General features: G+C 64.6%; 18 protein-coding genes and 1 riboswitch. Of the genes, 5 read left to right on the forward strand and 13 right to left on the reverse strand.

What is annotated here, in order from left to right; translation table 11 throughout:
* Positions 1–226: 226 nt before the first annotated feature.
* Positions 227–3,247, reverse strand: a complete 3,021-nt coding sequence (locus VGM71_RS16830) for a TonB-dependent receptor (protein WP_331547288.1) — start codon at positions 3,245–3,247, stop codon at positions 227–229.
* Positions 3,248–3,498: 251 nt separating this feature from the next.
* A riboswitch (cobalamin riboswitch) is annotated at positions 3,499–3,740 on the forward strand.
* 143 nt (positions 3,741–3,883) lie between these two features.
* On the opposite strand from VGM71_RS16830, the gene VGM71_RS16835 reads away from it, so the two are divergent.
* Together VGM71_RS16835 and VGM71_RS16840 are read left to right on the forward strand one after the other, a co-directional pair.
* Positions 3,884–5,764 (forward strand): TonB-dependent receptor domain-containing protein, encoded by a 1,881-nt coding sequence (locus VGM71_RS16835; protein ID WP_331547290.1) that lies wholly within the window; start codon positions 3,884–3,886, stop codon positions 5,762–5,764.
* 261 nt (positions 5,765–6,025) lie between these two features.
* Positions 6,026–9,214 carry an efflux RND transporter permease subunit gene (locus tag VGM71_RS16840; protein ID WP_331547292.1) on the forward strand — a complete coding sequence of 1,063 codons (3,189 nt, stop codon included), beginning with the start codon at positions 6,026–6,028 and terminating at the stop codon, positions 9,212–9,214.
* Between the two features lie 111 nt (positions 9,215–9,325).
* Here VGM71_RS16840 and VGM71_RS16845 read toward each other — a convergent pair whose 3' ends face one another.
* The 3 genes from VGM71_RS16845 to VGM71_RS16855 all read right to left on the reverse strand — a co-directional run bounded on the left by VGM71_RS16845 (position 9,326) and on the right by VGM71_RS16855 (position 13,902).
* Positions 9,326–9,883, reverse strand: a complete 558-nt coding sequence (locus VGM71_RS16845; RefSeq protein WP_331547294.1) for a DUF2239 family protein — start codon at positions 9,881–9,883, stop codon at positions 9,326–9,328.
* A 154-nt stretch (positions 9,884–10,037) separates the two neighbouring features.
* Positions 10,038–10,814: a class III extradiol ring-cleavage dioxygenase gene (locus tag VGM71_RS16850; protein WP_331547296.1), complete on the reverse strand. Its 777-nt coding sequence runs from the start codon at positions 10,812–10,814 to the stop codon at positions 10,038–10,040.
* A 124-nt stretch (positions 10,815–10,938) separates the two neighbouring features.
* Positions 10,939–13,902: a putative bifunctional diguanylate cyclase/phosphodiesterase gene (locus VGM71_RS16855; protein ID WP_331547298.1), complete on the reverse strand. Its 2,964-nt coding sequence runs from the start codon at positions 13,900–13,902 to the stop codon at positions 10,939–10,941.
* Between the two features lie 257 nt (positions 13,903–14,159).
* Here VGM71_RS16855 and VGM71_RS16860 point away from each other — a divergent pair, with 257 nt between their 5' ends.
* Complete coding sequence (locus VGM71_RS16860; protein ID WP_331547300.1) at positions 14,160–14,693, forward strand: acyloxyacyl hydrolase; 534 nt, start codon at positions 14,160–14,162, stop codon at positions 14,691–14,693.
* 113 nt (positions 14,694–14,806) lie between these two features.
* On the opposite strand, the gene VGM71_RS16865 is transcribed toward VGM71_RS16860, so the two are convergent.
* From VGM71_RS16865 to VGM71_RS16885, 5 genes are all read right to left on the reverse strand, one after another.
* Positions 14,807–16,333, reverse strand: a complete 1,527-nt coding sequence (locus VGM71_RS16865; protein WP_331547302.1) for a DHA2 family efflux MFS transporter permease subunit — start codon at positions 16,331–16,333, stop codon at positions 14,807–14,809.
* A gap of 48 nt (positions 16,334–16,381) precedes the next feature.
* The gene (locus tag VGM71_RS16870) at positions 16,382–17,593 is read right to left on the reverse strand and encodes an efflux RND transporter periplasmic adaptor subunit (protein WP_331547304.1); all 1,212 of its coding nucleotides are present in this window, start codon (positions 17,591–17,593) and stop codon (positions 16,382–16,384) included.
* A 24-nt stretch (positions 17,594–17,617) separates the two neighbouring features.
* A complete protein-coding gene (locus tag VGM71_RS16875) occupies positions 17,618–19,075 on the reverse strand; it encodes an efflux transporter outer membrane subunit (RefSeq protein ID WP_331547306.1) in 1,458 nt (485 codons plus the stop codon).
* A 23-nt stretch (positions 19,076–19,098) separates the two neighbouring features.
* A complete protein-coding gene (locus VGM71_RS16880; RefSeq protein WP_331547308.1) occupies positions 19,099–19,557 on the reverse strand; it encodes a MarR family transcriptional regulator in 459 nt (152 codons plus the stop codon).
* 61 nt (positions 19,558–19,618) lie between these two features.
* Positions 19,619–19,876, reverse strand: coding sequence for a hypothetical protein (locus VGM71_RS16885; protein ID WP_331547310.1), 258 nt, complete (start codon positions 19,874–19,876; stop codon positions 19,619–19,621).
* A gap of 140 nt (positions 19,877–20,016) precedes the next feature.
* On the opposite strand from VGM71_RS16885, the gene VGM71_RS16890 reads away from it, so the two are divergent.
* Positions 20,017–20,808 carry a helix-turn-helix transcriptional regulator gene (locus tag VGM71_RS16890; protein ID WP_331547312.1) on the forward strand — a complete coding sequence of 264 codons (792 nt, stop codon included), beginning with the start codon at positions 20,017–20,019 and terminating at the stop codon, positions 20,806–20,808.
* Positions 20,809–20,828: 20 nt separating this feature from the next.
* On the opposite strand, the gene VGM71_RS16895 is transcribed toward VGM71_RS16890, so the two are convergent.
* From VGM71_RS16895 to VGM71_RS16910, 4 genes are read right to left on the reverse strand one after another with little or no spacing between them, the layout of a single operon-like run.
* Positions 20,829–21,935: a radical SAM protein gene (locus tag VGM71_RS16895; RefSeq protein ID WP_331547314.1), complete on the reverse strand. Its 1,107-nt coding sequence runs from the start codon at positions 21,933–21,935 to the stop codon at positions 20,829–20,831.
* A gap of 2 nt (positions 21,936–21,937) precedes the next feature.
* The gene (locus VGM71_RS16900) at positions 21,938–22,594 is read right to left on the reverse strand and encodes a hypothetical protein (RefSeq protein WP_331547316.1); all 657 of its coding nucleotides are present in this window, start codon (positions 22,592–22,594) and stop codon (positions 21,938–21,940) included.
* A complete protein-coding gene (locus tag VGM71_RS16905; protein ID WP_331547318.1) occupies positions 22,576–23,028 on the reverse strand; it encodes an NUDIX hydrolase in 453 nt (150 codons plus the stop codon). The genes VGM71_RS16900 and VGM71_RS16905 overlap by 19 nt, the downstream gene beginning before the upstream one ends.
* On the reverse strand, positions 23,025–23,864 hold the full coding sequence (locus VGM71_RS16910) for a hypothetical protein (RefSeq protein ID WP_331547320.1): 840 nt from the start codon (positions 23,862–23,864) through the stop codon (positions 23,025–23,027). Before VGM71_RS16910 ends, VGM71_RS16905 begins: the two co-directional genes overlap by 4 nt.
* On the opposite strand from VGM71_RS16910, the gene VGM71_RS16915 reads away from it, so the two are divergent.
* Entirely contained in the window at positions 23,865–24,002 is a 138-nt protein-coding gene (locus tag VGM71_RS16915) for a hypothetical protein (protein WP_331547322.1), read from the forward strand.
* The last annotated feature ends 181 nt before the right edge of the window (positions 24,003–24,183 follow it).

Genomic DNA, 24,183 nt, shown 5'->3' on the forward strand with positions numbered 1-24,183 from the left:
AGGCCAGCGTTTTGCCTCGGGCTTCCTTCAGACGACCAGTCACCCGAATCGCCCTTGCCTCTGGCTAACCCTTCCCCTTGCCGGGTGGGTAGAGGACTTTCACCTCCTAGCAGGTGCGCCCTGCCGGGCGCACATAAAAAAGGCCGGCGCTCCGCGCCGGCCAGTTCCAGGGAGATCTCGTCGCGCACCCGGATACTTTGCCCGGGTGCGCGCTGGTCCTCGCCGTTTAGAGCGAGAAGTCGTAGCGAACGCCGACGCGGACGTAGCGCGGGTTCTGGAACGCGATCGGACGCTCGTAGTTGATGCTCTTCACCGGCAGGCCGGTGTCCTCGTTGATCGCACCCGTTTCGCCCACGTCCGTCTGAGCCACCACGCGCTGCTTGCCGGCGACGTTGAAGATCGCCGCGGTGAAGGCGAGCGGCTGCTTCTCGCCGGCCCACATCGGGCGGTATTCGGCGTTCAGATCGAGGTTCCAGGTGTACGGCAGACGGCCCTTCGAACCACGCGGCGCCGGCTGCAGGCCACACTCGAAGTACGAAGCGCCGTACTGAATCGCATCGACCGGATCGACACCGATGCAGTTCTTCGGACGGCCGGTAGCAATGGCCATGTTGGCGCCGATCAGCCACTCGGGCGACGCCTGCCAGTAACCGTACGCCTTCAGCTGGTGGGTACGGTCGTTCGGCAGCGGACCGTTCGTGTACTGCATGATTTCCGGGGCATCCCAGTCCTGGGTCACCGACGGATCGAGCTGGCCGATATCCGACTTCAGCTGGCCTTCCGAGTTACCGTAGCTGCGCGAGAAGGTGTAGTCGATGCGACCGTACCAGCTGTCGGCGAAGTGGTGCTCGAGGTACATGTTCAGCGCGTAGTAGCTGCGCTTCAGGTCCGGCATCTTCACGCCGGCCGGCGATGTGAAGTCGTCCTTGCCCAGCTTGAATGGCACGTACTGGCCGTTGCCCACGTTGACCAGGAACGTGTTCGACTCGCCCGGGTTGAACAGGTAGCAGCCCGGGAGCGACGCGTTGGTGATGTCGATACCGTTGCGCTCGGCATACGCTTCGAACGGGCGCGAATCGCAGAAGTCGTCGATCGAGCTCTTCAGCTTGCGATAGGTGGCCTTGGCGCCGAAGCTCCAGTTCTCGCTGAGCGCCTTGTCGAAGCCGAGGATGTACTCGTCCTGGTAGTACGCCTTGATGTCTTTCGCGGCCACCGTCTTCGGGTCGAGCGGGGTGCCGTCCTCGCCGTTGAGGTAGGCACGGGAGCCAAGCTGGGCGATGCCGGTGGGCTCGCCGTTCACGCCCACGCCGCTGTAGGTGTAGTACTCGCTGTAATACGTGGACGCGGAAGCCCCACGGATCGCGACATTCGACGGGATGGCCAGGTGGTAGCGGCCGGCGTTCGCGTAGATCTTGAACGTGGAATCGCCGAACACGTCCCAGGTGACACCCAGGCGCGGAGCAAGCTGGTGGCGCTGCTTCACATAGGTATCGCCGCTGCCGTTGATGTTCTTGAACTGCTCGTTACGCAGGCCGATGTACGCCAGCCAGCGATCGGTGACCTGCCAGTGGTCTTCGATGTACTGCGCTTCCTGCTCGGTCTTGACGCTCGCGCCGGTCTGGAACAGGCGCTTTTCCACGAAGTAGTCGGTGCCCGGAGGCGGGAGAACGTCGTCGCGGCCCGGCACGGTGCCGGCATCCTGATACACCCAGCGGTAACCACCTTCATAGACGTTGCCGGCGTAGGACTCGAGAGTCTGGTTGTCCACACCCACGCGGAAATCGTGATCGCCGATGCGGTACTCGACGTCGAGGCGATAGCCGTGGGTCTTGTCCTGGGCACCATCGCCAAGAACGGTGCCGTTGACCAGGCCGCAGCCGACGATCGGCGTGCTGACCGAGCGATTGTCCGTGATCCAGGGGCAGTTCGGGTTGGAATTGTACGAGAGGTTGCGCTCATGCACCGTCTTGCTGTGGCCGTACAGCGCGTTGATCGTCAGATCGTCGGTGAGGTAACCGGTGTACTTGGCGACGTAGACGTCACCGCCCGGCGCCGCGCCCGGGCCCGCGTCGAAGTTCTTCAGGTTGTCGGTGCCGATATAGTCGGCGCGGCTACCCGAGGCGTAGTTATATTGGTAGACGCTGCGCTCGGTGTTGGTCTTGTCGCCGAGTCCGGTCAGTTCGAGCAGGTGGTTGTCGGTGATGTTCCAGTCGACCTTGGCCAGCCACCGGGTGGCCTTCTGCTCCTGGTAAGTCTTCTGCGGTGCGGTGACGACGCTCGTGTTCCTGCTGTTGGAGCGGGTGAAGTCGCCTGCCGCGTACAGGAACAGCTTGTCCTTGATCAGCGGACCGCTGATGTAGCCGGTGTACTGCGTGTCGGTGCTCTTATTCTCCGAGCGGGTCTGGTAGAGCGTGCCGTTCGTGCGATAGATGTTGCGCGGGTTCTGGCGCAGCGCCGAGGGCGTGAAGTACATGCCGACGCCAGCCTTCCACTCGTTGCCGCCGCGCTTGGTCACGATGTTGATCACGCCGCCGGTCGAACGGCCGTATTCCGCGCCGTAGCCACCGGTGTAGATCTGCTGCTGATCGATGGCATCGAACGGCAGCGTGGTGGCGCCCAGGCCGGTGAGCGCGTTGGTGACCGAGTAACCGTTGATGTAGTACTGGTTTTCCGACGCCGACGAACCACCGAACGATGCGGCGTTGCCATAGCGGCTGTCAGCGGCGACGACACCAGGCGCGAGCAGGGCGGCGGCGGTCACGTCGCGGGCGAGCGGAATCTTCTGCATCTGTTCGGAGGTGAGGACGGTGCGCGAGTCGACCTGCGACACGTCGATCGCGGGCAGCACGTTGCCGGTAACCTGCACGCCTTCGAGGTTCTGCGCCTCGGCGCTGGTAGCGCTGGCGGCGCCGGCGAAGGATACGTCCACGCCGCCGCCGATGTTCACCTGGACGTTGTCGCGGGTCTCGGTGGCCTGGCCATTGCGCTCGACGGTGACCTTATAACGGCCGATGGGCAGCGAGCTGGCGTTGTAGCGGCCATCGGCCGAGACCTCGATATCGCGGTTGAAACCGGTGTCGAGGTTGGTCACGTGCACCCTGGCGCCTTCAGGCTGGGAGACACGACCGAACACGGTACCGGTGGTATTGGATTGGGCGAGCACGGCGCCACTGGCGAAGCAAAGGGCGAGCGCGGTGCACAGGGTGGAACGGCGGATGACGCCGGTGTGGCGGGTGGAACGTTGCATGTGTTGTCTCCCCAAATAAACAGCAAGGAAGCCGTAGCCATGATTGGAATCGGACTTCTGTTCTCGATGGCCGCTTTTCGTACCCGCTCCACTCATCCTCCCCAGGACGGTGGTTTACCGGCACGCCCCCGGGGCGAAAGAACTCGCCCCACGCAGCAATCTCTTACGCTTTTAATCGAATTATTTCGCGCCCGTCAAGGGGTTGTTAAGGTTTCGATGAAAAACCCGTGACAGACAAGGGACTTGCGCTGTAGCATCCGGCACGTTCGGGTGGCCCTTGTAAGCGTTTCCACAGGGGCTGAAACGGGAAGCCGGTGCGCCAGTTCTTGGGGCAAGGCCGGCACTGCCCCCGCAACGGTATGCGTCATCGGGAGGGCGGTTTGCGCTTTCCTGCGATCCGGTCGTAAGCCACTGCGCAAGCGGGAAGGCACCGGAGCGGCCATCGCCGATGGCTGGCGCGAGTCCGGAGACCGGCCCGATGAACGCCCGCCCCCTTTGGGGTGGGTGTCCCTGTTTCGGTCGATTCGCGGAGGGCGGATCCGGACAGCTTCCGGGTCCCTCCCCGTTCGCCGTTCGCCTGCGTCCTCCCAGCGGCCTCTTGCCATGGCCGCGGTAGCGGCAGAGGAACGGACGGTAGTGAGAAAGACCCTGCTTGCGACAGCGTTGCTGTCGACGATCGCCATGGCGCACGCGGCCGATGCGCCCGACCGCCTGGATCCCGTCGTGGTTACCGCCAGCCGCTTCGCCACGCCCCTCGACCAGGTCCTTGCCCCGGTCACCGTGATCGCCCGCGAGGACATCGGGCGCCTGCAGCCGCTCAGCGTGCAGGACGTTCTCGCCGGCCTCCCAGGCGTATCGTTCTCCAACGCCGGTGGCCTGGGCCAGCAGACCTCGCTGTTCATGCGCGGCACGAACTCTTCGCACACCCTCGTGCTGGTCGACGGCGTCCGCGTCGGAACGGTCGGCGCTGGCCTTCCTGCCTATGAACAGCTACCCGTCGAGCAGATCGACCGCATCGAGGTCGTCCGTGGCCCGCGCTCTGCGCTGTATGGGTCGGACGCGATCGGCGGTGTCATCCAGATCTTCACCCGCCACGGCGAAGCGGGCCAGGCACCGGCACCGACGTTGTCGATCACGGGTGGCAGCCATGGCTACACCGCCGGACAGGTCGGCGTTTCCGGAGGCACCGCGCATGGCTGGTACAACGCCAGCCTGGGCGGCCAATACACCTCGGGCATCAACGCCTGCCGCGTCGGTGCCGCGACCGCATTCGCCGGTTGCTTCACCGACGAGCCCGATCGCGACGCGTACCGCACCTACAACGGCGCGTTGTCCGGCGGCTATCGCTGGGACGACGGCACGGAATTGACCGGTAGCTGGCTCCGCGCCAAGGGCGACATCGCCTATGACGGCGATTTCCAGAACGTCACCCGGCGGTCGCAGCAGGTAGCAGGCGCCAGGCTAGCCTTCGACGCAATGGCCGACTGGCGCATGTCCCTGTCCGTGGGCCAGAACCAGGACCGTGCCGACAACTACCTCGACGGCGCCGGCAAGACGCTGGATTTCGTGAACTACGGGGTCGACAAGGCACGCGTCGGCTATCTCTATTCGAAGCGCAATCAGGCTTCCTGGCAGAACGACATCGCGCTCACGAAGAACCAGGTGCTGAGCGCGGGCGTGGACTTCCAGCAGGAGAAACTGGAGAGCGATACGGCCTACCTCGCCGACTCGCGAGACAACACTGGTGTGTTCGCTCTTTACCGTGGCGTATTCGGTGCGCACGAGCTTGAGCTGTCGGCGCGCCACGACCACAACTCCCAGTTCGGCAACCACACCACCGGTTCGGCGGCCTATGGCTTCCGCTTCGGCAATGGCATGAAGGTCACCGCCTCGTACGGCACGGCCTTCCACGCCCCCACGTTCAACGACGAGTTCTATCCGTACGGCGCCCCGGTAAATCTCAATCCGGAGAAGTCGCGCACCACTGAAGTCGGCCTTTCCGCTCGGCCGGGCATCTGGAACTGGGCGGTGAACGCCTACAGCACCGATGTGGACGACCTGATCGGCTTCGACGCTTCCTTCCTTCCGATCAACGTGAGCAAAGCGAGGATCCGCGGCCTCGAAGGCCAGGTCGGTGCCGACGTGGATGGCTGGCACCTGCGTGGCTACCTCACCTTCCAGCAACCGGAAAACCGCGACAGCGGTGCGCAGGAGGACAACCAGCTCGCACGCCGGCCACGGCGCATCGCGCGCGCCGACATCGACAGGGACCTGGGCGCGTTCACGCTGGGCGGCTCGGTCAACGCGGCCGGCGACAGCTACGACGACGCTGCCAACACGCGCCGGCTGGGCGGTTACGCCACCGCCGACATCCGCGCGACCTGGCACGTGGCCCGCGACTGGAGCGTGCAGGGTCGCGTGGCCAACGTGGCGGATAAGCGCTACGAGACCGCGGCGTTCTATAACCAACTCGGCCGCACCTACTATCTAACGCTGCGCTACTCCCCGATACGTTAATCCTGACGAAAGGTCCAGCCCCCGTAGGAGCGTGCCCTGCGCGTTTATGCCCGCGTCGGGTACGACAGCCCTTCGCCAGGAGCGACAGGTCCTGCGGCTCTTGGCCTCAAAAGATGTCGCGCGCAACGCGCGCTCCTACCTGCCATGACATATAACCCCCTGCCTTCCGGCAGGGGCCCCACTAAAGGCACAGGCGACGAATCTCGCGGGACGTCATAAAGTTGCGGGCGCGGAGTGTGGGCTCCGCCCACAGGAAGTGCCGTGAACTTTTTTGCTCCATTCATTCGCCGACCGAAAGGTACCTCGCTGCTCGCAGCGGGGCTGACGCTTGCAGGCGCCATCGCCTACATGTTGCTGGGCGTGGCCGCGTTGCCGTCGATCGAAGTGCCCGCCGTATTCATCCAGACACAGATGCCGGGTGCCAGCGCGCAGACGATGGCATCGACGGTGATCGCGCCGCTGGAACGCCACCTGGGTCAGATTCCCGGTGTCGACCAGATGTACTCGAACAGCGTGGAAGGCGCCGGGTTCGTGCGCATCCGCTTCAACCTCGACCGCTCGACGGACGCGGCCGCCCGCGACGTGCAGGCCGCGATCAACGCCGCCGCCGCCGACTTGCCGGCCGGCATGCCCTCGCCGCCGCAGTACTTCAAGTTCGACACGGGCCAGATTCCCGTGCTCCTGGTGGCTTTCACCTCGAAGACCATGCCGCCGGACAAGCTCTACGACGTGGTCGATACACTGATCCGCCCGGCCGTCGCGCAGATCGACGGCGTTTCGCGCGTGCAGGTGTTCGGGGGCACGCCGCACGCCGTGCGCATCGAACTGGACACGAATGCGCTTTCCTCGAAGGGCATTACTACCAACGACGTCTCCAATGCCCTGCAGGCCGCGAACGTGAATTCGCCGCAGGGCCTGCTGTCCGACGGCAGGACGCAAATGACGGTGATCGCGAACGACGGCCTGCGCGATCCGTCGGAGTTCGCCAACATCCTGATCGCCGTGCGGAACAACATTCCGGTACGGCTTTCGGACATCGCGAAGGTCTACAGCGGCCAGCAGGACCAGTACCAGAAGGCGTGGTTCCAGGGCGAACGCTCGGTCACCATGCAGATCAGCAAGCGGCCGGAGGCCAACTCTATCGCCACCGCGAATGCCATTCGCGCGGCGCTGCCACGTTTCCGCTCGCTGTTGCCCGCCGATGCGCAGGTAACGCCGATCTTCGACCTGACCCAGACGACGCAATCGGCGCTGCACGAGGTCAAGGTGGCGCTGCTGATCAGTATCGCCATGGTCGTGCTCGTGATGATGGTATTCCTGCGCCGGCTGGGACCCACCATGATCGCGACCTTGAGCGTGCCGCTGTCGCTGGCGGGTGCCTTCGTCATCATGTGGTCGCTCGGATATACGTTGAACACGATGTCGCTCATGGCGCTGGTGCTGTGCATCGGCTTCGTGGTGGACGATGCCATCGTGGTCATCGAAAACATCGTCCGGCACATGGAGAACGGGGCCAAGCCGATGGAAGCGGCCTTGGAAGGCGTACGCGAGATCGGTTTCACCGTCGTATCGATCACGTTGTCGCTGGTGGCCGTGTTCGCTCCGCTGTTGTTCGGCAACAACATGGTCACGAAACTCCTTCGCGAGTTCTCGGTGACGCTCGCGTCTGCGGTGCTGATCTCGGCGGTCGTGTCGTTGACGCTCACGCCCGCGCTGTGCGCGCATTACCTCAAGCATGACCCGCCGGACCGCAAGCCCGGCCGCTGGGAGCTGGCGCTGGAGCGCTTCGACCGTGGTTTCCTGCGCGTCTACCAGCGTGCGCTCGACTGGGCGATGCACCATCGCCGCCTCATGCGCTGGCAGCCGTTGATCCTGCTCGGGGCCACCGTGTTGCTCGCCATCGCGGTGCTGAAGACCGCCGGCGGCAACTTCATGCCAGACGAAGACACCGGCATGCTGCAGGCGCAGGTCAGCGCCGACGCCAACATATCGCCCGATGAGATGAGCCGGCGCCTGAAGCGGGTCGGCGACATCATGCAGCACGACAGCACCGTGGCCGATGTCACGACCATCCTCGGTGGCGACAGCGGGGGCGCGGTGGGGAACCAGGGCCTGATGTTCATCGACCTCAAGCCCAAGGGCAGCGGCCCGGACCACCGCAAGGAGTCGATGAAGGAGATCATGGACCGGTTGGGCAAGGCGTACGAAAAGATCTCCGACGTCCAGGTGTTCATGAACCCCGTGCAGTTCCTCGGCGGCGGTGGCGGCAACAGCAATCGCGGGCAGTATTCGTTCCAGCTCATCAGCACCAGTGGCGAAAACCTCCAGCCCTGGACGCTCAAGCTCGTGCGACAGATGCGCACGATGAAGGAATTCCGCGACGTCGGCAGCGACTTCGACATCGTGGGCAAGCAGCAGATGCTGAAGGTGGACCGCGAGGCCGCGGGCCGCCTGCACGTGGGCATGGGCATGATCGATTCCGCCCTGTTCAATGCGTTCGGCCAGCGGCAGGTGTCCATCATCTATTCGGACATCAACCAGTACTGGGTGGTGCTGACGGCCGCCGCGGCGCAGACGCTGAGTCCGGATGCCCTGCTCAACACCTACGTGAAGAACGAGATCGGCAAGATGATCCCGCTGTCGGCGGTCGCGAAGATCGCGCCCGTGGCGGTTCCCAGTTCGGTGACGCACCAGAACCAGCTGGAGTCGGCGGACATCACCTATAACCTCGCTCCGAAGATCACGGCGGACAAGGGCAATAAGCTGGTCGAGCAGGCGGTGCAGGCCATCCACCTGCCCGAGGGCGTGCGCATGGATTTCACCGGTGCCAACCAGCGCCTGCGCGACGCGCAGTCGAACGGCATGGTGCTGCTGATCGGCGCCATCCTCGCCGTGTACATCGTGCTGGGCATCCTTTACGAGAGCCTGGGCCACCCGCTCACGATCATCTCGACCTTGCCGGCGGCCGGCGCGGGTGCGTTCCTCGCCATGCTGGTCACGCAGACGCAGGTGACGCTGATGGCGATCATCTCCGTGTTGCTGTTGATCGGCATCGTGAAGAAGAATGCGATCCTGATGGTCGATTTCGCCCTCGTGGCACAGCGCGAGCAAGGCATGTCGCCGGTGGAGGCGATTCGCCAGGCGGCGCTCGTGCGCTTCCGCCCGATCACGATGACGACGCTCGTGGCGATGGGCGCCGCGCTGCCGCTCGCGATCGGTTTCGGCGTGGGCTCGGAAATGCGCCGTCCGCTCGGTATCGCCATCGTCGGCGGCCTGCTGGTCTCGCAACTGCTCACCCTGCTGAGCACCCCGGCGATCTACCTGTGGAACCACGACCGCAAGGAACGCAAATACCGGCGCAAGCTGAAGCGCCGGTACAAACGGTGGGTGAAGATCCGGAAGGAGCGGGAGAACGGCGGGCTGCGGGGGCTGACGCCAAGCGAGGCCTGATGCTGTTACGGTAGGAGCGCGCCCGGCGCGCGACAGTTTTTCGCCAAGACCTGGAGCTGGCGCGCAAGCTCGCGGACAGGGGCGAAAAGCTGTCGCGCGCAGGGCGCGCTCCTACGTGACGGCGGGGTCCGCCAGGGTGCGAATGTAATCGCGCACGTCCGTCGGCCACGCGTCGATCAGCCCCTCGAACCGCTCGCGCTCGTTCCGATGGAACGCGCGCGACGCCTCCTCGTAGCCGGGCAGGTTGCCCGCCAGCGCCAGCATCACGCGATCGACCGCTTCGCGCGCCTGGCGGATCCGGTCGGCGGACACATTCTCGCGACTTGCGGCTTCGACCAGGCGCCGCAGTGCCACGGACGCGCCTCCGGGCTGGGCACCCAGCCAATCCCAATGACGCGGCAGCAGCGTGACCTCGCGAGCGACAACTCCAAGCTTCGGCCTGCCTGGCCCACGCCTCGCCGCCGGTTCGGCGGCTGGCATAAGGCGCGCCAGCACGTCGTGGGTGGTGCCCCGGTAGTCGATGTCGACCGGACGGCCCGTGGTGTCGTCATAAACGAGGATCGCGGCGCCGGGATCGGTGTCGTGGAAGGCCTTGCAGCGCTCGGCGACCGCAGTAAGCGAACCGGCGCCGAGGCGGGTCTGCGCGTGGAAGGCGGTGTAGGTGGTCATGAGCGGTGGCTCCGGGGTAGACTGGCAAATAGTACCCGGGTCAAAAGTTTCGCTCAATACTCCCCGGATAAAATAGAGCTCAGGTAGGAGTTGCTATGACGGCGAGAAAATCCGGTGGCGGAGCCCCAAGATGCGCCGGCCGCTATAGCGGCTCCTACGCGACGCCCCAAGCGTAGGAATCCATCGATAGCACGCCGTACGTGATGCCTCCATCGATCGCCATGGGCGCGTCGCTCCCGGCAGCACCCTGGGCCACCAGCAAAGGCAGGTAATGCTCCTCGGTGGGATGCGCGCGAATGGCGCTTGGCGCCACCTGCCGGTAGTCCAGCAAGGCCTCGACGTCGCCGGCAAGGACGGCTTTTCGACTCCACGCGGCAAATTCCTTCGCATAGGCCGCGTTTTCGCCATCGCGCCGTACTTCGTAAAGGTTATGCGTGAGGCTTCCCGAACCTACGATGGCAACGCCGCGGTCGCGCAGCGGCGCGAGGGTCTTTCCCAGTCGAAGCGCGCCGGCGGCATCGAGGTTGTGCGGCATGGATACCTGAATTACCGGTGTGTCGGCGCCCGGCCGCAAGTAGCGCATTGGCACCCATGCACCGTGGTCGTAGCCGCGCTCGGGATCCACCATGGCAACGAGACCGCTGTCGATCAGCAGTGACGCAGTCTCGGCGGCGAGGGCGGCGGAGCCGGGCGCGGGGTAGGTAAGGCTGTACAACGGCGGAGGAAAGCCGCCGAAGTCATGGATCGTCGGCGGCCACGCCGCTCCGGTGACACGGATGCCGCAAGTCTGCCAATGCGGAGACACGACGACGATGGCGCCGGCACTCGAGAGGCGCTCGCCGAGTTCGGTCAGGCGGGAGCCGAGCAGGCCGGGTTCGAGCGCGAAGGTGGGAGCGCCGTGGGAAACAAAAAGGGCGGGAGCACGGTACATGGGGATCACCGGGGGGACGATGGCTTGGTGCCATGGTTTCCAATGTAGGAGCCCGGCGCCTTGGGATAAATCGCCTTCCGGCGAACGGAATGGATCATTCCGCGAACGACCGTCGGCATCTGCCCTACAAGGGCTCCCAGAGGACGGAAAACGGGTCCGCGGGTGCCGCGGGAGGCACGGGCCGGAAGCACCGTATTTCCTCGATGGGTACCGGGCGCGAGAAGAAATAGCCCTGCATGGCGCTGCAGCCCTCGGCCAGGAGCCAGTTGCGCTGGCTATCCGTTTCCACGCCCTCGGCCACCACGTCGAGGTTCAGGCTGCGTGCGAGGAAGATGATTGAACGACAGATGGAGGTGTCCACGTCGTCCTGCAGCAGGGTGGAGGTGAAATGGCGGTCGATCTTGATCTTGTCGAGCGGGAGGCGAGAGAGATAGGTGAGGTTCGAGTAGCCGGTACCGAAGTCGTCCAGCGCGATGCTGACGCCCATCGCGCGCAGCTCGTGCAAAGTGCGTATCGCCCGTTCGGGCTCGTGCATGAACGCGCTTTCCGTCAACTCGAGTTCCAGCGCCGAGGCACTGGCGCCCGTCTCGGCCAGGGCCTGGCGCACGTCGGCGACAAGGTCGGTATGCACCAGTTGCTGCGCTGACACATTCACCGACAGGCGGCATCCATGGCCGATGATGTCCAGCACCAGGCGCTGCTGCCGGCACGCCTCGCGCAACACCCACTGGCCGATCTGCACGATGGCGCCGGTTTCCTCAAGCAAGGGAATCAGACGATCGTTGCTCCCGAGGTCGCCAGGCGCCGAGGGCCAGCGCAGCAGGGCTTCCGCGCCGATCGTCCCACCGTCGGCGCCCGCGTGCTGGGTCTGCCATGCGAGTGCGAGTTCGTTGTCGAGGTTCGCACCGGAGAGGCGAGTGAGTACCGTGAGCCTCGCCATCGCGGTCGCGTGCATCTCGGCGGAATAGCATTTCCACGTATGCCGGCCGGAGCGCTTGGCGTCGTACATCGCTGTATCGGCATTGCGGATCAGGGTGTCCGCGTCGGCGCCGTCACGCGTGGCGAAAGCGACGCCGATGCTGCATTTCAGGCGCTGCAAGGTACCGGCCACCTCGAGGGGTTCCTCGATGGCGCGCTGGATGCGTGGGAGGACGTCGATCGCCTTCGCGGGCGAGCAGGTGAACGGCAACATCGCCACGAACTCGTCACCGCCGAACCGGCCGACTTGCCCTGCGCCTTCGAGGGCGTCGCCCAATCGCAAGGTGACGTCGCGCAGCACCTGGTCGCCGAACGCGTGCCCGAGCGCGTCATTGATGACCTTGAAGTGGTCCAGGTCGATGAACACCACCATCAGCCCCGAACCGTCGCGCACGCTTTGCGCGACCATGGCATCCAGCGTTTCCCGCAACGCGCGGCGGTTGGGCAGGCCGGTGAGCTCGTCATGCCTGGCCTGGTGGTTGAGGCGTTCCTCGTAGCGGCGTTGTTCGGTCACGTCGCGAACGATCACCAAGGTGCCGCGACCCCGCGAATCGCGGTAATCGGATAGTGCCAGTTCCGCCTCGAACGGCATCCCTCGCCCGGGCTCGATCCACGCGGCGATGCTGGTGCCTTCGGGCGTGCCGCGCCGCGTGACTTCTCGTGCATCCGCATCCAGGAAGTCGCCCGCCGGGCGGCCGACCAGGGTCGAACCCTCGCCACCGAGGCGCTCCTCCGCGAGGAGGTTGGCGTATTCGATGCGATCGTCCCGAACGATCAGCAGGGGCAACGGCATGCGGGCCAGCAGCTGGCGGTACGCCGCCTCGCTGGCGGCAAGGTCGCGATCCGTGTCCTGCAGGCGCTGCCGCGTTTCGTGCAGCGCCGTGATTTCGCTGATCGTGCCGGCCAGGATCGAATGGCCTTCCTCGCTGGTGATCCGCGCGGCACGCAGGTTCACCCGCACCTCGCGCCCATCCGGCCGGCGCAGCCGATGCTCGCACTCGTAGGGACCGTCGCCTCGGGCAAACGACGCGAACCATGCCGCGACGGCTGGCTGGTCTTCCTCGTGCACGAGCCGGTAGTACGTGCCCTGGCGACCGATCACCCGGTCGGGCGACAGGCCGGTGATTTCGTGGACCTGACCGGACCACACGATGGTCCGGTCGGCGAGGTCGGCTTCCCACAGACCGATGTGCCCGGTGCGCTGCACGTCACCCAGGTGGCGCGTGCTGCGCGAGAGTGCTTCCACCAGGCGTGTCTGCCTGCGATAGGCCCGGTCGAAAAGCGCCGCGAACCCGTTGAGCAGGATCACGAGCGCCAGCGTCGCCAGCATGGACGGACGCGCCTGGCGCATCCAGTCGGCCTGGGTAGCGGCACGGTCCAGGCTGACCAGCACCATATAAGGATAGTGAGTTGAGGCAAGCCATGCGTAGAGCCGGCCGCCATCGTCGTAATTGCCCGATGCGCCGGGCTGCGGGGACGGCAACGTCCACGGCGTAACGACGTCGTCCCGATTGCTCGCAAAAGGGCGACCGTCGAGCGCGAACGCGCTCATTACCGCGCTGAGGCCGAGCATCGAATGACGCATCCCATCGCCCACGCGACCGGCATCGACCACCGCGCCGAAGGCGGCAGGCTGGGGCACGCGCGAATCGACGAGGATGCGCACCCCCGCCGGGAGCTTGCCCTGCGCATCCGCCACATGAACACGCACGCTCACGCCCAAAGCCATGTGGCGTGGGATCGTGAGGCTGCTCCGCCAGTTCGCGAGAGGAAGGCTGGTGGATGCGATCACCCCGCCGTCGGCGTCGAGGGCGACCATGCTGGCCAACTCGGGATGACGCGCCTGCACTTCGGCCAGGCGCGCATGGATCGGGCCCGAGTCGGCGCTGTCGATCGCGTTGCGCAGGGCGAGCAGCGGACCGAGGCCGCTATCGATGCTCTGGTCGATCATGCGCACGGCGTCCGAAGCCGACCCGGCCAGTTGTCGCCAGGTATTGCCGAGCGTGCGGTGATAGGCATCGAGCTGGAGGATCGCGACGATCGCGACGATGGCGATCGACAACGCAAGGGTTACCGCCCAGGTCGCCAGGCGTACATGGCGGGCGCGCACTCTTGTCGCCACCTTGAGCGTGCCGCCTTCCACCGTTCCCTGACCCCTGTAGCCCCTGTGCCCGCCATCGACGGCGGGCCCTCTGCTCTTTAACGGCAGGCCCCCGGTTCCCCTTTACCACCCTGGTGGCAGGTGTAGCCAATCTTCTACGTTCCCGGCGGAAAATAATCGCGTTCGTGCCCTTTATTCACATTCGTTGGACACTATTTACCAAACGATTCAGTACACAAACGTCCGATTACAAGGCCTCGTCCCCTATGCGTTCGTCCCGTCCCATCCTCGGTTCCCTCGCCGTGCTCGCCCTCGCCGCCGCCAGCCTTCCCGCCGCGGCGCAAACCCACTTCGAAGTGCAGGGTGGGCGCAGCTACATGAACGGCTATGGCACCGCCGCCTTCTTCACCGAAGCCGTGTTTGAGCCCCAGGTCATGGGCCAGAGCCGCTTCACCTGGTCGCCGGACGTGTCCATCGGCTACATCAAAGGGCGCGAGATCGGCCATTACCGTGAGTCGAACCCCGGTGTGACGAACAACGTCTGGGTGGGTGCCGCCGGTGCGCGGTTCCATTACGGCAACAACGGCGACTGGTACCAGCCATTCTTCTTCAGCTTCCAGCTGGCGGGCACCACGGGCGGCCGGACCCAGGCCCTGTCCAGCGGCTACGAGTTCGTCAGCACCGTGGGCTGGCAGTTCAAGAACGTGAGTTTCCAGATCCGCCATATCTCCAACGGCGGCTTCAAGGAGCCGAATCGCGGCGAGACGATGGCGCTGGTAGGCGTCGGGTTCGACATCTGAAGAAGTCCGTAGGAGCGCGCCTTGCGCGCGACATCTCTTGAAGCTATGAGCAACAGGACCTGTTGCTCCTCGCGAAAAGATGTCGCGCGCAGGGCGCGCTCCTACGTGAGCGGTTAGTGGCCGGAGGCTGCGGGTCCGGCCTTCGCGGAGAAGGGCGGCTTCGCGAGCCACACCACCAGGATCAGCGCCGCGAAGACGTAGCCCAGCATGTGGAAGACCTCGTTGAAAGAGATCTGGTAACTCTGCTGGGTGATCATCTGGTTCACCGCCGCCGCCGCGTATTGCGCATCGCCGTGGCCGATCTGGGTGAGCGCCTGCTGCGCCGTGGGGTTGAACGGCGTGATGTTCTCCGCAAGGCGCTCGTGATGCACGATTGCGCGGTGGTCCCACATGAACGTGGTGATCGACGCGGCGAAACTACCGCCAAGCGTGCGCAGGAAGGTGGCAAGGCCGGAGCCCGACGCGATCTCGCGCGGTTGCAGGTCGGAAAGCAGGATCGTCAGCACCGGCATGAAGAACAACGCCACGCCCAGTCCCTGGATCAGCTGCACCATCGCCACGCTGTAGAAGTCGATTTCCAGGTAGAAGTCCGACCGCATGAAACAGGTGGCGCCCATGACGATGAACGCACCGGATGCCAGGAGGCGCAGGTCGAACTTGTGCGCGTAGCGACCTACGAACGGCGTGAGGATCACCGGCAGGATGCCTAAGGGTGCGGCGGCAAAGCCGGCCCATGTCGACGTATAGCCCACGTTGCGCTGCAGCCATTGCGGCACGAGCAGGCCGATCGCGAAGAACGCCGCGTAGGCCAGCACGAGACATAGCGTGCCCATCGCGAAGTTCCGGTGCCGGAACAGCTTCAGGTCGACGATCGGGTCCTTGTCGGTAAGCTCCCAGATGAGGAAGACGATGATGCCGACCGCCGCGACGATCGCCGTGATCACGATGAAGGTGGAGTTGAACCAGTCCTCGTCGTTGCCCTTGTCGAGCACCACCTGCAGCGCGCCCACGCCGATGATCAGGGTGATGAGGCCCACGTAGTCGACCTTCGGCCGCTCGGTCGTTTCCGGACGTCCCTTCATCTGGTTCGCCACGACGAAGCTGGCGAAGATGCCGATCGGCACGTTGATGAAGAAGATCCACGGCCACGCGTAGTTGTCCGTGATCCAGCCGCCGAGGATCGGGCCGGCGATCGGCGCCACGACCGTGACCATCGCCAGCAGCGCCAGCGCCATGCCGCGTTTCGCGGGTGGATAGATGGAGATCAGCAGGCTCTGCGTGATCGGGTACATGGGGCCTGCCACCGCGCCCTGGATGGCGCGGAACAGGATCAGCATGCTCATGCTCTGCGCGATACCGCACAGTAAGGAGGCCAGCGAGAACAACAAGGTGGCCCACACGAACAGCTTCGTCTCACCGAACCGGCGGGTGAGGAAGCCGGTGAGCGGCAACGCGATGGCGTTGCTCACGGCGAACGAAGTGATGACCCAGGTGCTCTGGTTGGAACTGACGCCCAGGTTGCCCGCGATGGTAGGCAGCGAGACGTTCGCGATCGTGGTGTCCAGCACCTGCATGAAGGTCGCCAGCGAAAGGCCGACTGTAGACAGCGCCAGATTGGGCGGTCGAAATTCGGTGCTCATGGATAGAACCTGATCGTTGAAGGACGGTGCGGTCGGGGGAGAAGGCGCTTACTTCGGCGCCTTTTCCTTTTCGCCGTCGCCGGCCGAGACGTTCTCATGGATGACGCGCGCGATTTCCTCGTCCGCGCCAGCGAGGCGGCGGTCGTAGACGTCGGTCGCGAACTCCGGCTTGCTGGGTGCCTGCTGCGCGAGCAGCGGGCCGCCCTGGTCATGCAGCGAGACGGTCACCTTGGTCGAAAGACCCAGGCGCAACGGCTTCTCGTCGAGTTGCTTCGGATCCGTGAAGACCACGCGCACCGGCACGCGCTGCACGATCTTGATCCAGTTACCCGTGGCGTTCTGCGCCGGAAGCAGCGAGAACGCGCTACCGCTACCCACGCCGAGGCTGCGGATCTTCGCCTTGTACACAACGTCGCCACCATAGACGTCGGCGGTGACATCCACCGGCTGGCCGATGCGCATGTGGGTGAGCTGGGTTTCCTTGAAGTTGGCGTCGATCCACACCTCGTGGAGCGGCACCACGGCCATCAGGGCGGCACCGGGCTGAACGCGCTGGCCCAGCTGCACGCTGCGCTTGGCAACGTAGCCGTCCACTGGCGCGAGGATGATCGAGCGGGCCTCGTCCAGGATGGCCGAACGCAACTTCGCGGCGGCGGCGCGCACGTCGGGGTGCGAGGCGACCACGGTGTCGTCGACCAGCACCTTGCTCGTGCTGTAGGACTGCTTCGCCGAAGCGAGGCTGCTTTCCGCCGAGGTGAGCGTATCCATCGCGTGGGACAGTTCCTCCGCCGAGATCGCACCCGACTTCGCCAGGTCGCGACGACGGTTGTAGTCGGCACGGGCGCGGTCCACGGCGGTCTGGCGCACGGCCACGTCGGCCTGCGCGGAACTCACGTTGTTGTACAGGCCACGCACGCGGCGCACGGTATTGGCGAGTCCGGCACGCGCGGTCAGCAGGGCGATCTGGGCATCGCTGTCGTCGAGCTTCACCAGCACGTCGCCCTTGTGCACGAGGTCGCCGTCGTCGGCCGTGATCGACAGGACGGTGGCGGCGATCTGCGGCGTGATCTGCACAATGTTGCCGTTGACGTAGGCATCGTCGGTTTCCTCGTACCAACGGCCGTCCACGAAGTACCAGACGGTCCAGCCGATACCGGCCAGGACGAGGACCAGGACCAGGAGCTTGAGGAGTAAGCCGCGACGGCTCTTCGGTGGCGGCGCCACGACGGCGCCGGCGGGGGCGGTGGTTTCTTGGGACATCGTTAGCTGCCTCGGGACGTTTTCTTAGTTGTTCGCCGGCGTGGCGGCGACCGGCTGATCGCCTGCCTCGGGGCGGAAACCGCCGCCGAGCGCCTGGATGAGTTGGACGGACGTGTCGACTTTCTGCGCGCGCAGCGCGGCCATGCGCTGTTCCGCCATGAGCAATTGCTGGCGCACCACGAGCGATTCGAGATAGCTGCCGACACCGGCCTTGAACCGCTGCTGCGACAGGTCGTAAGCCTGCTGCGCGGCATCCGTCGCACGCTGTTGCGCTTCGATCTGGGTGCCCAGCGAGTCGAGGCCGGAAAGGTCGTCGGCCACCTCGTTGAGCGCGCCGACCAGGATCTTGTTGTACTGGGCGACGGCAAGGTCATACCCGGCATCCTTGCCGGCAAGGTTGGCGCGCAGCCGCCCGCCGTCGAAGATCGGAAGGCTCACTGCGGGAAGCACCTGCCAGAAACGGGCGCGCGACGAGAGCAGGTTCTCCGTGCCGCCCGCGACCTGCGCGGCGAGGATGCCGAGGCTCACGTTGGGCAGGAACTCCGTCTTGGCCGCGGCGATGTCCTTCGACGCCGCCTCCACGCGCCAGCGCGCGGCGACCAGGTCGGCACGATGGCCGAGCAGGTCGGCCGGCAGGTTCGCCGGAACGGCCACCGCCGAAGGCGTCAGCACCGCCGGACGTGCGATGTCGAGGCCGCGGTCCGGGCCCTTGCCCAACAGCACGCTCAGCGCGCTGCGCGAGGTATCGATCGCGCGCTGCGCTACCGCCATCTCACGCTCCGCCGAAGCCACCTCGGTATCGGCCTGCTTCACCTGTATCTGGTTGTCGACGCCTGCGGCGACGCGCTGGCGCGTCAGGTCGCGCGAGGCGACGCTACGCTCCAGCTCGGCCTTCGCCACATCCTGTTCGGTAAACGCGTAGCCGAGCTGCACGTAGGCACGAGCCACGTTGGTCGACAGCTCGATGCGCGCCGCGCGTGCATCGATCTCGCTGGCGCGCTGCGAACCCACCGCCGCTTCCCATGCGGCGCGCTTGCCGCCCCACAGGTCGAAATCCCAGCTGAAATTGCCGTAGCCGTACTTGGTCCAGCCGAAGTGGTTGCCCAGAGGCGCGGGAAACAGCGTGCCCGGCAAGTGCGCGCCGGCGACACCGCCACCCACGGACAGCGTGGGATCGCGCGCGGCATCGGCCGCGCCGCTCTGTGCCTCAGCCTGGCGCACGCGTGCGTCCGCGGCGGCGAGGTCGGGATTGTCCTTCAGCGCGTCGTCGATCAGCCCCGAGAGCTGGCTGTCGCCCAGCCCCGTCCACCAGTCCGCCGCGGGCCAGTTGGCCGGCGATACCTGCGCTTTCGCCAGGCTGCGTTCGGCGTGGAGGGTGGCTGGATCGGCGAGTTGGCCCTGCGGCTCCAGTCCACGGCTGGTGACACAGCCGGAAAGGATCAACGCGGCCCCGACGGCCGCCACGAGAGTGTGCAGACGCATGAGTTTTTGCCTCGACAGTAAGGTCAGACTTTTTCGCGGAGCGCGGTAAGCACGCGCCCCAGGTAATCCTGCAGCCGGTCGCGCTCTTCGGCGGACAGGCTGCGTTGCGCGCGCTCCAGCGTCGCGACGTTGCTTTCGTACAGGTGCCGCCAGAGCGCCTCCCCGGCCTCGGTCAGTTCGATGCGCAGCGCCCGGCGATCCTGCTCGTGCGGCTGACGACGCAGGTAACCCTTGGCCTCAAGCTGGTCGAGTTGGCGGGTCATGGCGCCCCCATCCAGATCGACGGCGCGGGCCAGCTCGGTGGCCGACATCGGTCCGTGCATGGCCAGACGCTTCAGCACGTGGAACTGAGTGAACTTAAGGTCCGCACCCTGGGCGGCGAGGTCGTACTCGATGGCCCGCACTATCTCGCTACGGACCATGCCGATCAGGGCGCCAAGGCTATCCCGGCCGTCAGGGGTTGGACAGGCGTTCGTGTTCATGCCGCACATTCTATTGCCCTTGGTATAGTTGTCAAGGCAAATATGCGCATTGCAGATACTTTCAGCTCACGGACAGTTCGTTCTCATCGGCGAGGAGGGCGGCGAGTGCCGGATCGCGGATCGCGAACAGGTCGAACACGCCGAGGGCGCGGAGGGTCGGCAACTGTGCCAGCAGGCGCGGCTCGAGGGTTCGGACCTGATCTTCCGGGGTTCCCGGGTCAAGCATGGCGTGAGCGCAGGCCACGAAGGTGACCATGGCGTTGCCCGCCTCCTGCCCTCGGTCAAGGTCGCTGTAGTCGTTAGTGACGAGACGGATCATGGGGAATCTCCGGCGTCGAGGTCCCTGTCGCGGCGAAAGAGCACCACGCGGAGACATTTGTTTGGGAGTGCAAATGTTAGCCATGGATGCTAACGGCCTGATATCGTCATCGGGCCAACTTATGTCGAGGAATGGCCAAAATGCTGGATGATGCCCTCCATATATTGCTGGAGCGCGCTGACGGCCCCCCGTTGGTTGCCTACGAGGCAAAAGGCGAAATCCCGGTAGAGGAGACCGACTGGCACAGTCACGTGCGCGGCCAGTTCTTCTATGTCGAGCAAGGGCTGGTCGTCAGCCGCACCGAGCATGGCTCCTGGCTGCTGCCGCCGCACCGGGCGGGCTGGATGCCGCCCGGCGAGATGCATACGGTAAGCATCGCCGGACCGACGCGCGCCTGGGGCGTGTTCATCGCGCCCTGCGCCGCGGCGGGCCTGCCCGACCGGCCGTGCGTCGTCGGCGTCAACGACCTGTTCCGCGCGATCATCAAGCGCGCGGCCACCTGGCCCGTCGACGCGGTAAGCGAACCGGACAAGGATCGCCTGCTGGCGGTGCTGCTTGACGAGATGCGCCGTGCGCCTGTCGAACAGCTGCACCTGCCCATGCCGGTGGACCGCCGCCTGCGCCGCATCGCCATGGCGATGTTCGAACGGCCCGATGACACCCGCGGAATCGAGGAGTGGGCAAGCTGGGCCGGCATGTCGGTGCGCACGCTCACCCGGCTGTTCCGCCAGGAAACCCAATGCAGCGTGGCGCAATGGCGGCAGCAGGCGCGCCTCACCTGTGCACTGGAGCGACTGGCTGAAGGGGAACCCGTCTCGGTGGTGTCGGATGCGCTCGGCTACGCCTCGCCCAGCGCGTTCGTGGCGATGTTCCGCAAGGCGTTCGGCGATTCACCAGGGCGTTACCTCGCAAGGCAGACCGTCGGGGCGTAACCCTGCGGAACATGCGGCTTTCACACGGTGTCGGATTTCCACAAGCGGCAGACCGGAACAATGTCGGGATATGTTTCGCACGATGCCGCCCCCATCGCGTACTTCTCGGCGGGGCACCCGCCGCAACATCCGGCCGGGGATTTGCAGCTTCCGCGGCTTGCATTCGACAACGCCTGGGCGAAGAGGGTGAACTCGTTCGTGCCGGGATTCAGGGCAATGCCCTCGTCATCCATGGTGCAGAAGTGGAAATCCGTGTCGAAGAGATAGGAGCAGATATAGCAACGTCCATCGGGGAAGATCGATATACGGTCCATCGTTCTTCCCACGCACCCGCGATAGCCTTGTTCGTAGTATCCCGGCAGGTCTTCGATCCTGGCATACGTCGGTTGATACCAGATCTGGCACCTGGATTGTCCTTCCTTCTGCTTTAGCAGATCGCAGAATTCCACCCATTCGATCGGCGTCAGGGCTGCGGAGTCGTCGCCCTTGCCTGTCCCAATCGTCGAAAACACATGGTATTTGACCAGCGTTGCGCCGATTTCGTCCGCCAACCTGATCAGGTCGAGGCAATCCGCCATGTTCTTTCTGCTCACAGTGCAGATAAAACGAATGTCGTAACCGGCGCGACACAATAGCCGTGCGGTTTCCAGCGCATACCGGAAGGTGCCTGGCCCCCGGATGAGATCGTGTGTTGCATGGCTTCCGCCGTCCAGGCTTATCTGGACATAGTTGAACAATGAAGGCTCGAACTTCAGGAATCCGCGTCGTGCAGGACCAAGGCCATTCGTCGTAACGATCACCTTCTCGTATCCCAGCTCGTAGGCAGCCTGGACACACTCGCGGAAATGCGGATGGGTGGTGGGCTCTCCGCCCAGGAGGGTCAGCTTGCTTCCGCCCATCTTCCGCCAGAGCGCCAGGGTTGTCCTGACCTTCTCCAGCGGCATGACCCGGGCGCTTTCAAGGCGCTCGCCCATGTAGCAATGGCTACACCGGAGCTGGCACACCTCCGTGATGTACAAGTAGACGTTCCGAAAGCGCCCGTATTCAATGCGCCGCTCCGTTTCGGGAAAACGGGCCCAGCCATAAGCATCCGGCGCAACGGGCAGTCGCTGTGTGATGTCAACCATGTCTAGAGCACTCCTTCGCTCTGAAGTTTCCTGAGCACTGAATCGTACTGCTCGCCGGTCATGCGCTTCTCGCGCTTCTGCGATTCCGACTCCAGTGCGCTTGCATATTGCGTCCACGACTCCGATGTCGTGCGGTCCATCACCGTGAAGGCGCGCCTGGCCGCGGGACCACGAATGATAAGGGTGATCGTATTGGCGGAAGCGCGGATCGAATGGTAGAGGTTCTCCTTTAGGAAATAGGAGGTTCCCTCTTCGCGGTGCTCCAGGAACTCCAGTTGCAGATCCTCCGGGCGCGTGGATTCCTGCGGTGGAGGGCCGTCCTTCCTGGCGAAGATATAATGGTCGTAGCCGCCCGTCAGAATCCGGGCTGCATACGGCCACCTGTGATTATGCGGCCTGTCGAACCGGCCGCTTCCGAAAACATGCAGCCTGATTCGCGCATCGGAATCAGCGTCATGATGCAGGACAAGCTTGTCCAGGATGTCATAGTGCTCGCACATCGCCCACAGGTGGGGAGCATGCCGGCTTTCGATGACCGCATCACGGAGGGCGGCCCGATCGGATGCGAGCCGTCCCAGCAGGTGAATGCTCTGGTGGGCAACCGTTTCCGTGTCTGCCCAATCCAGCCGATGCAGTGCCTCTACATAGGTATCGAACATCCCCAACCTCCATGTTCCGAATACGGAATGCCATCCCGTATGTAATGCAGGGCCGAGCGGACATAGCCGACAATGTTATCCACCTGGTCAAGCGTGTCCAAAGTGACCCAGCGAATTCCGCCGCATTTGTGCGGCTCCAGGTTCCTGGGGCTCCCCTGCCAGATCTGGCATTTGAAGAATACGGCCAATCGGTCGCTGTCGGAGCGATGATGCATGATGTGCACGAGCCGGAGATCCGCAGGAGTGATGTCGATGCCAATTTCTTCCCTGGCTTCGCGAAGCATGCCTTGGGCCAGGGTCTCGTTCGCCTCGAGGTGGCCGGCAACCAGACCGAGGTTTCCGTCTTCGAAGCCGGTGCCGAAGCGAAGGGACAGACACACCTTTCCCCGGTCCATCAGCATGAGGTGAAGATCGATAGTCAGTACCGGCCTCATATGCGCTGCTCGCAGCAGTCTCCCTGACTCGCGACCGGCGGATAGGCGAAGTACCCGAAAAGCATCGCGCGATCCCATTCGGTCAGATGGATGAAATTGCGCGAAAGGATTTGCTCTACATTCATTGCCCTCATGACGCTGTTGACAACGACGCCATCGCACAACAGCGACTTCATCATCGCCGCCTCCGAAGAGCTTGCGTCGAGCACATCGATTGCGCGGGCGACAACCGTCGCCGGCTTATTGAAATCGGCATCGTAGAAGTCGTTCCGCGACACGCGGCATGCACGGTGAATTACCCGCCACGCCAACGTAGCCTGGAACTGGGCACGGGTCTGGCGGCTCGCCCCATAGTTATGCCGACTCAACTCCCGGTAGACCTGTAAGAACCGGACATCGGCATTTGCCGGCTCCGCGCACCTGCACGGAAACAGGATATCCGCCTGCTCTGCCGCGTCGATCGCCGTATCGGGCACATGCAGGCAGTTCAGCAAGCGGTTCATGTGCCCCATTCTCTCCCGCAGGAGACCATCCCCTGCAGGGATGGCGGCGCCTTGATGGCTCTTCAGGCACGCTTGAATGTTTCCTGCCTGGCTTTCACTGGACACCATGAGGGCAAGCCAGGGACCGAGGCGGGCACACCTTCGATTAACCAGCCACGAGTCGTTCTTCGCGTCGAATCCGCGCTCATACGCCAAGTGGTAGAGGCGGTCACTCATGTGAACGATCTGGAAGCGGCGGACCCTGTAGCCCCACAGGTGCATGGTATCGAACGCCCTGGCAAGACAGCCGGTAATGAGAACGTCCGGTTTCAGATAGCAAAGTGCCAGGGTCACATGAATTCCTTTTCATACGGCGGCGGCCATCCGGTCCACCATTGGTTCCAGCTCCAGCTCTACGGCAACGACGAGCTGGATGCATCCGATGCAAGCCGTGATATCACCACGCCTGAGCAGGGTCAATACATCGATTAGCCATGCTGCCAGTCAGCGCGAGCGCGTCTTCACGCAAGTCATGCTTTCCTTGTCGTCGTCGTGGCGACAGGTGAGAAGGCAAATTCGGTACGCCAGTGAAATGCGCATGGTTCGCAAGGAGTTTTTTGGGCCAGGGCTCGAGGTGAAGCATGGAATCGAATGTGCGGAATTCATGGACGGA

Origin of the sequence: Luteibacter sp., from assembly GCF_036499525.1 — a bacterium.
In the GTDB taxonomy this organism is placed as follows: domain Bacteria; phylum Pseudomonadota; class Gammaproteobacteria; order Xanthomonadales; family Rhodanobacteraceae; genus Luteibacter.

Coding starts and splice junctions, on each gene's coding strand:
- VGM71_RS16830 (WP_331547288.1), bottom strand. CDS start 3,247: ATGCAACGTTCCACCCGCCACACCGGCGTCATCCGCCGTTCCACCCTG.
- VGM71_RS16845 (WP_331547294.1), bottom strand. CDS start 9,883: ATGACCACCTACACCGCCTTCCACGCGCAGACCCGCCTCGGCGCCGGT.
- VGM71_RS16850 (WP_331547296.1), bottom strand. CDS start 10,814: ATGTACCGTGCTCCCGCCCTTTTTGTTTCCCACGGCGCTCCCACCTTC.
- VGM71_RS16860 (WP_331547300.1), top strand. CDS start 14,160: ATGCGTTCGTCCCGTCCCATCCTCGGTTCCCTCGCCGTGCTCGCCCTC.
- VGM71_RS16865 (WP_331547302.1), bottom strand. CDS start 16,333: ATGAGCACCGAATTTCGACCGCCCAATCTGGCGCTGTCTACAGTCGGC.
- VGM71_RS16870 (WP_331547304.1), bottom strand. CDS start 17,593: ATGTCCCAAGAAACCACCGCCCCCGCCGGCGCCGTCGTGGCGCCGCCA.
- VGM71_RS16875 (WP_331547306.1), bottom strand. CDS start 19,075: ATGCGTCTGCACACTCTCGTGGCGGCCGTCGGGGCCGCGTTGATCCTT.
- VGM71_RS16880 (WP_331547308.1), bottom strand. CDS start 19,557: ATGAACACGAACGCCTGTCCAACCCCTGACGGCCGGGATAGCCTTGGC.
- VGM71_RS16885 (WP_331547310.1), bottom strand. CDS start 19,876: ATGATCCGTCTCGTCACTAACGACTACAGCGACCTTGACCGAGGGCAG.
- VGM71_RS16890 (WP_331547312.1), top strand. CDS start 20,017: ATGCTGGATGATGCCCTCCATATATTGCTGGAGCGCGCTGACGGCCCC.
- VGM71_RS16895 (WP_331547314.1), bottom strand. CDS start 21,935: ATGGTTGACATCACACAGCGACTGCCCGTTGCGCCGGATGCTTATGGC.
- VGM71_RS16900 (WP_331547316.1), bottom strand. CDS start 22,594: ATGTTCGATACCTATGTAGAGGCACTGCATCGGCTGGATTGGGCAGAC.
- VGM71_RS16905 (WP_331547318.1), bottom strand. CDS start 23,028: ATGAGGCCGGTACTGACTATCGATCTTCACCTCATGCTGATGGACCGG.
- VGM71_RS16915 (WP_331547322.1), top strand. CDS start 23,865: ATGAATTCCTTTTCATACGGCGGCGGCCATCCGGTCCACCATTGGTTC.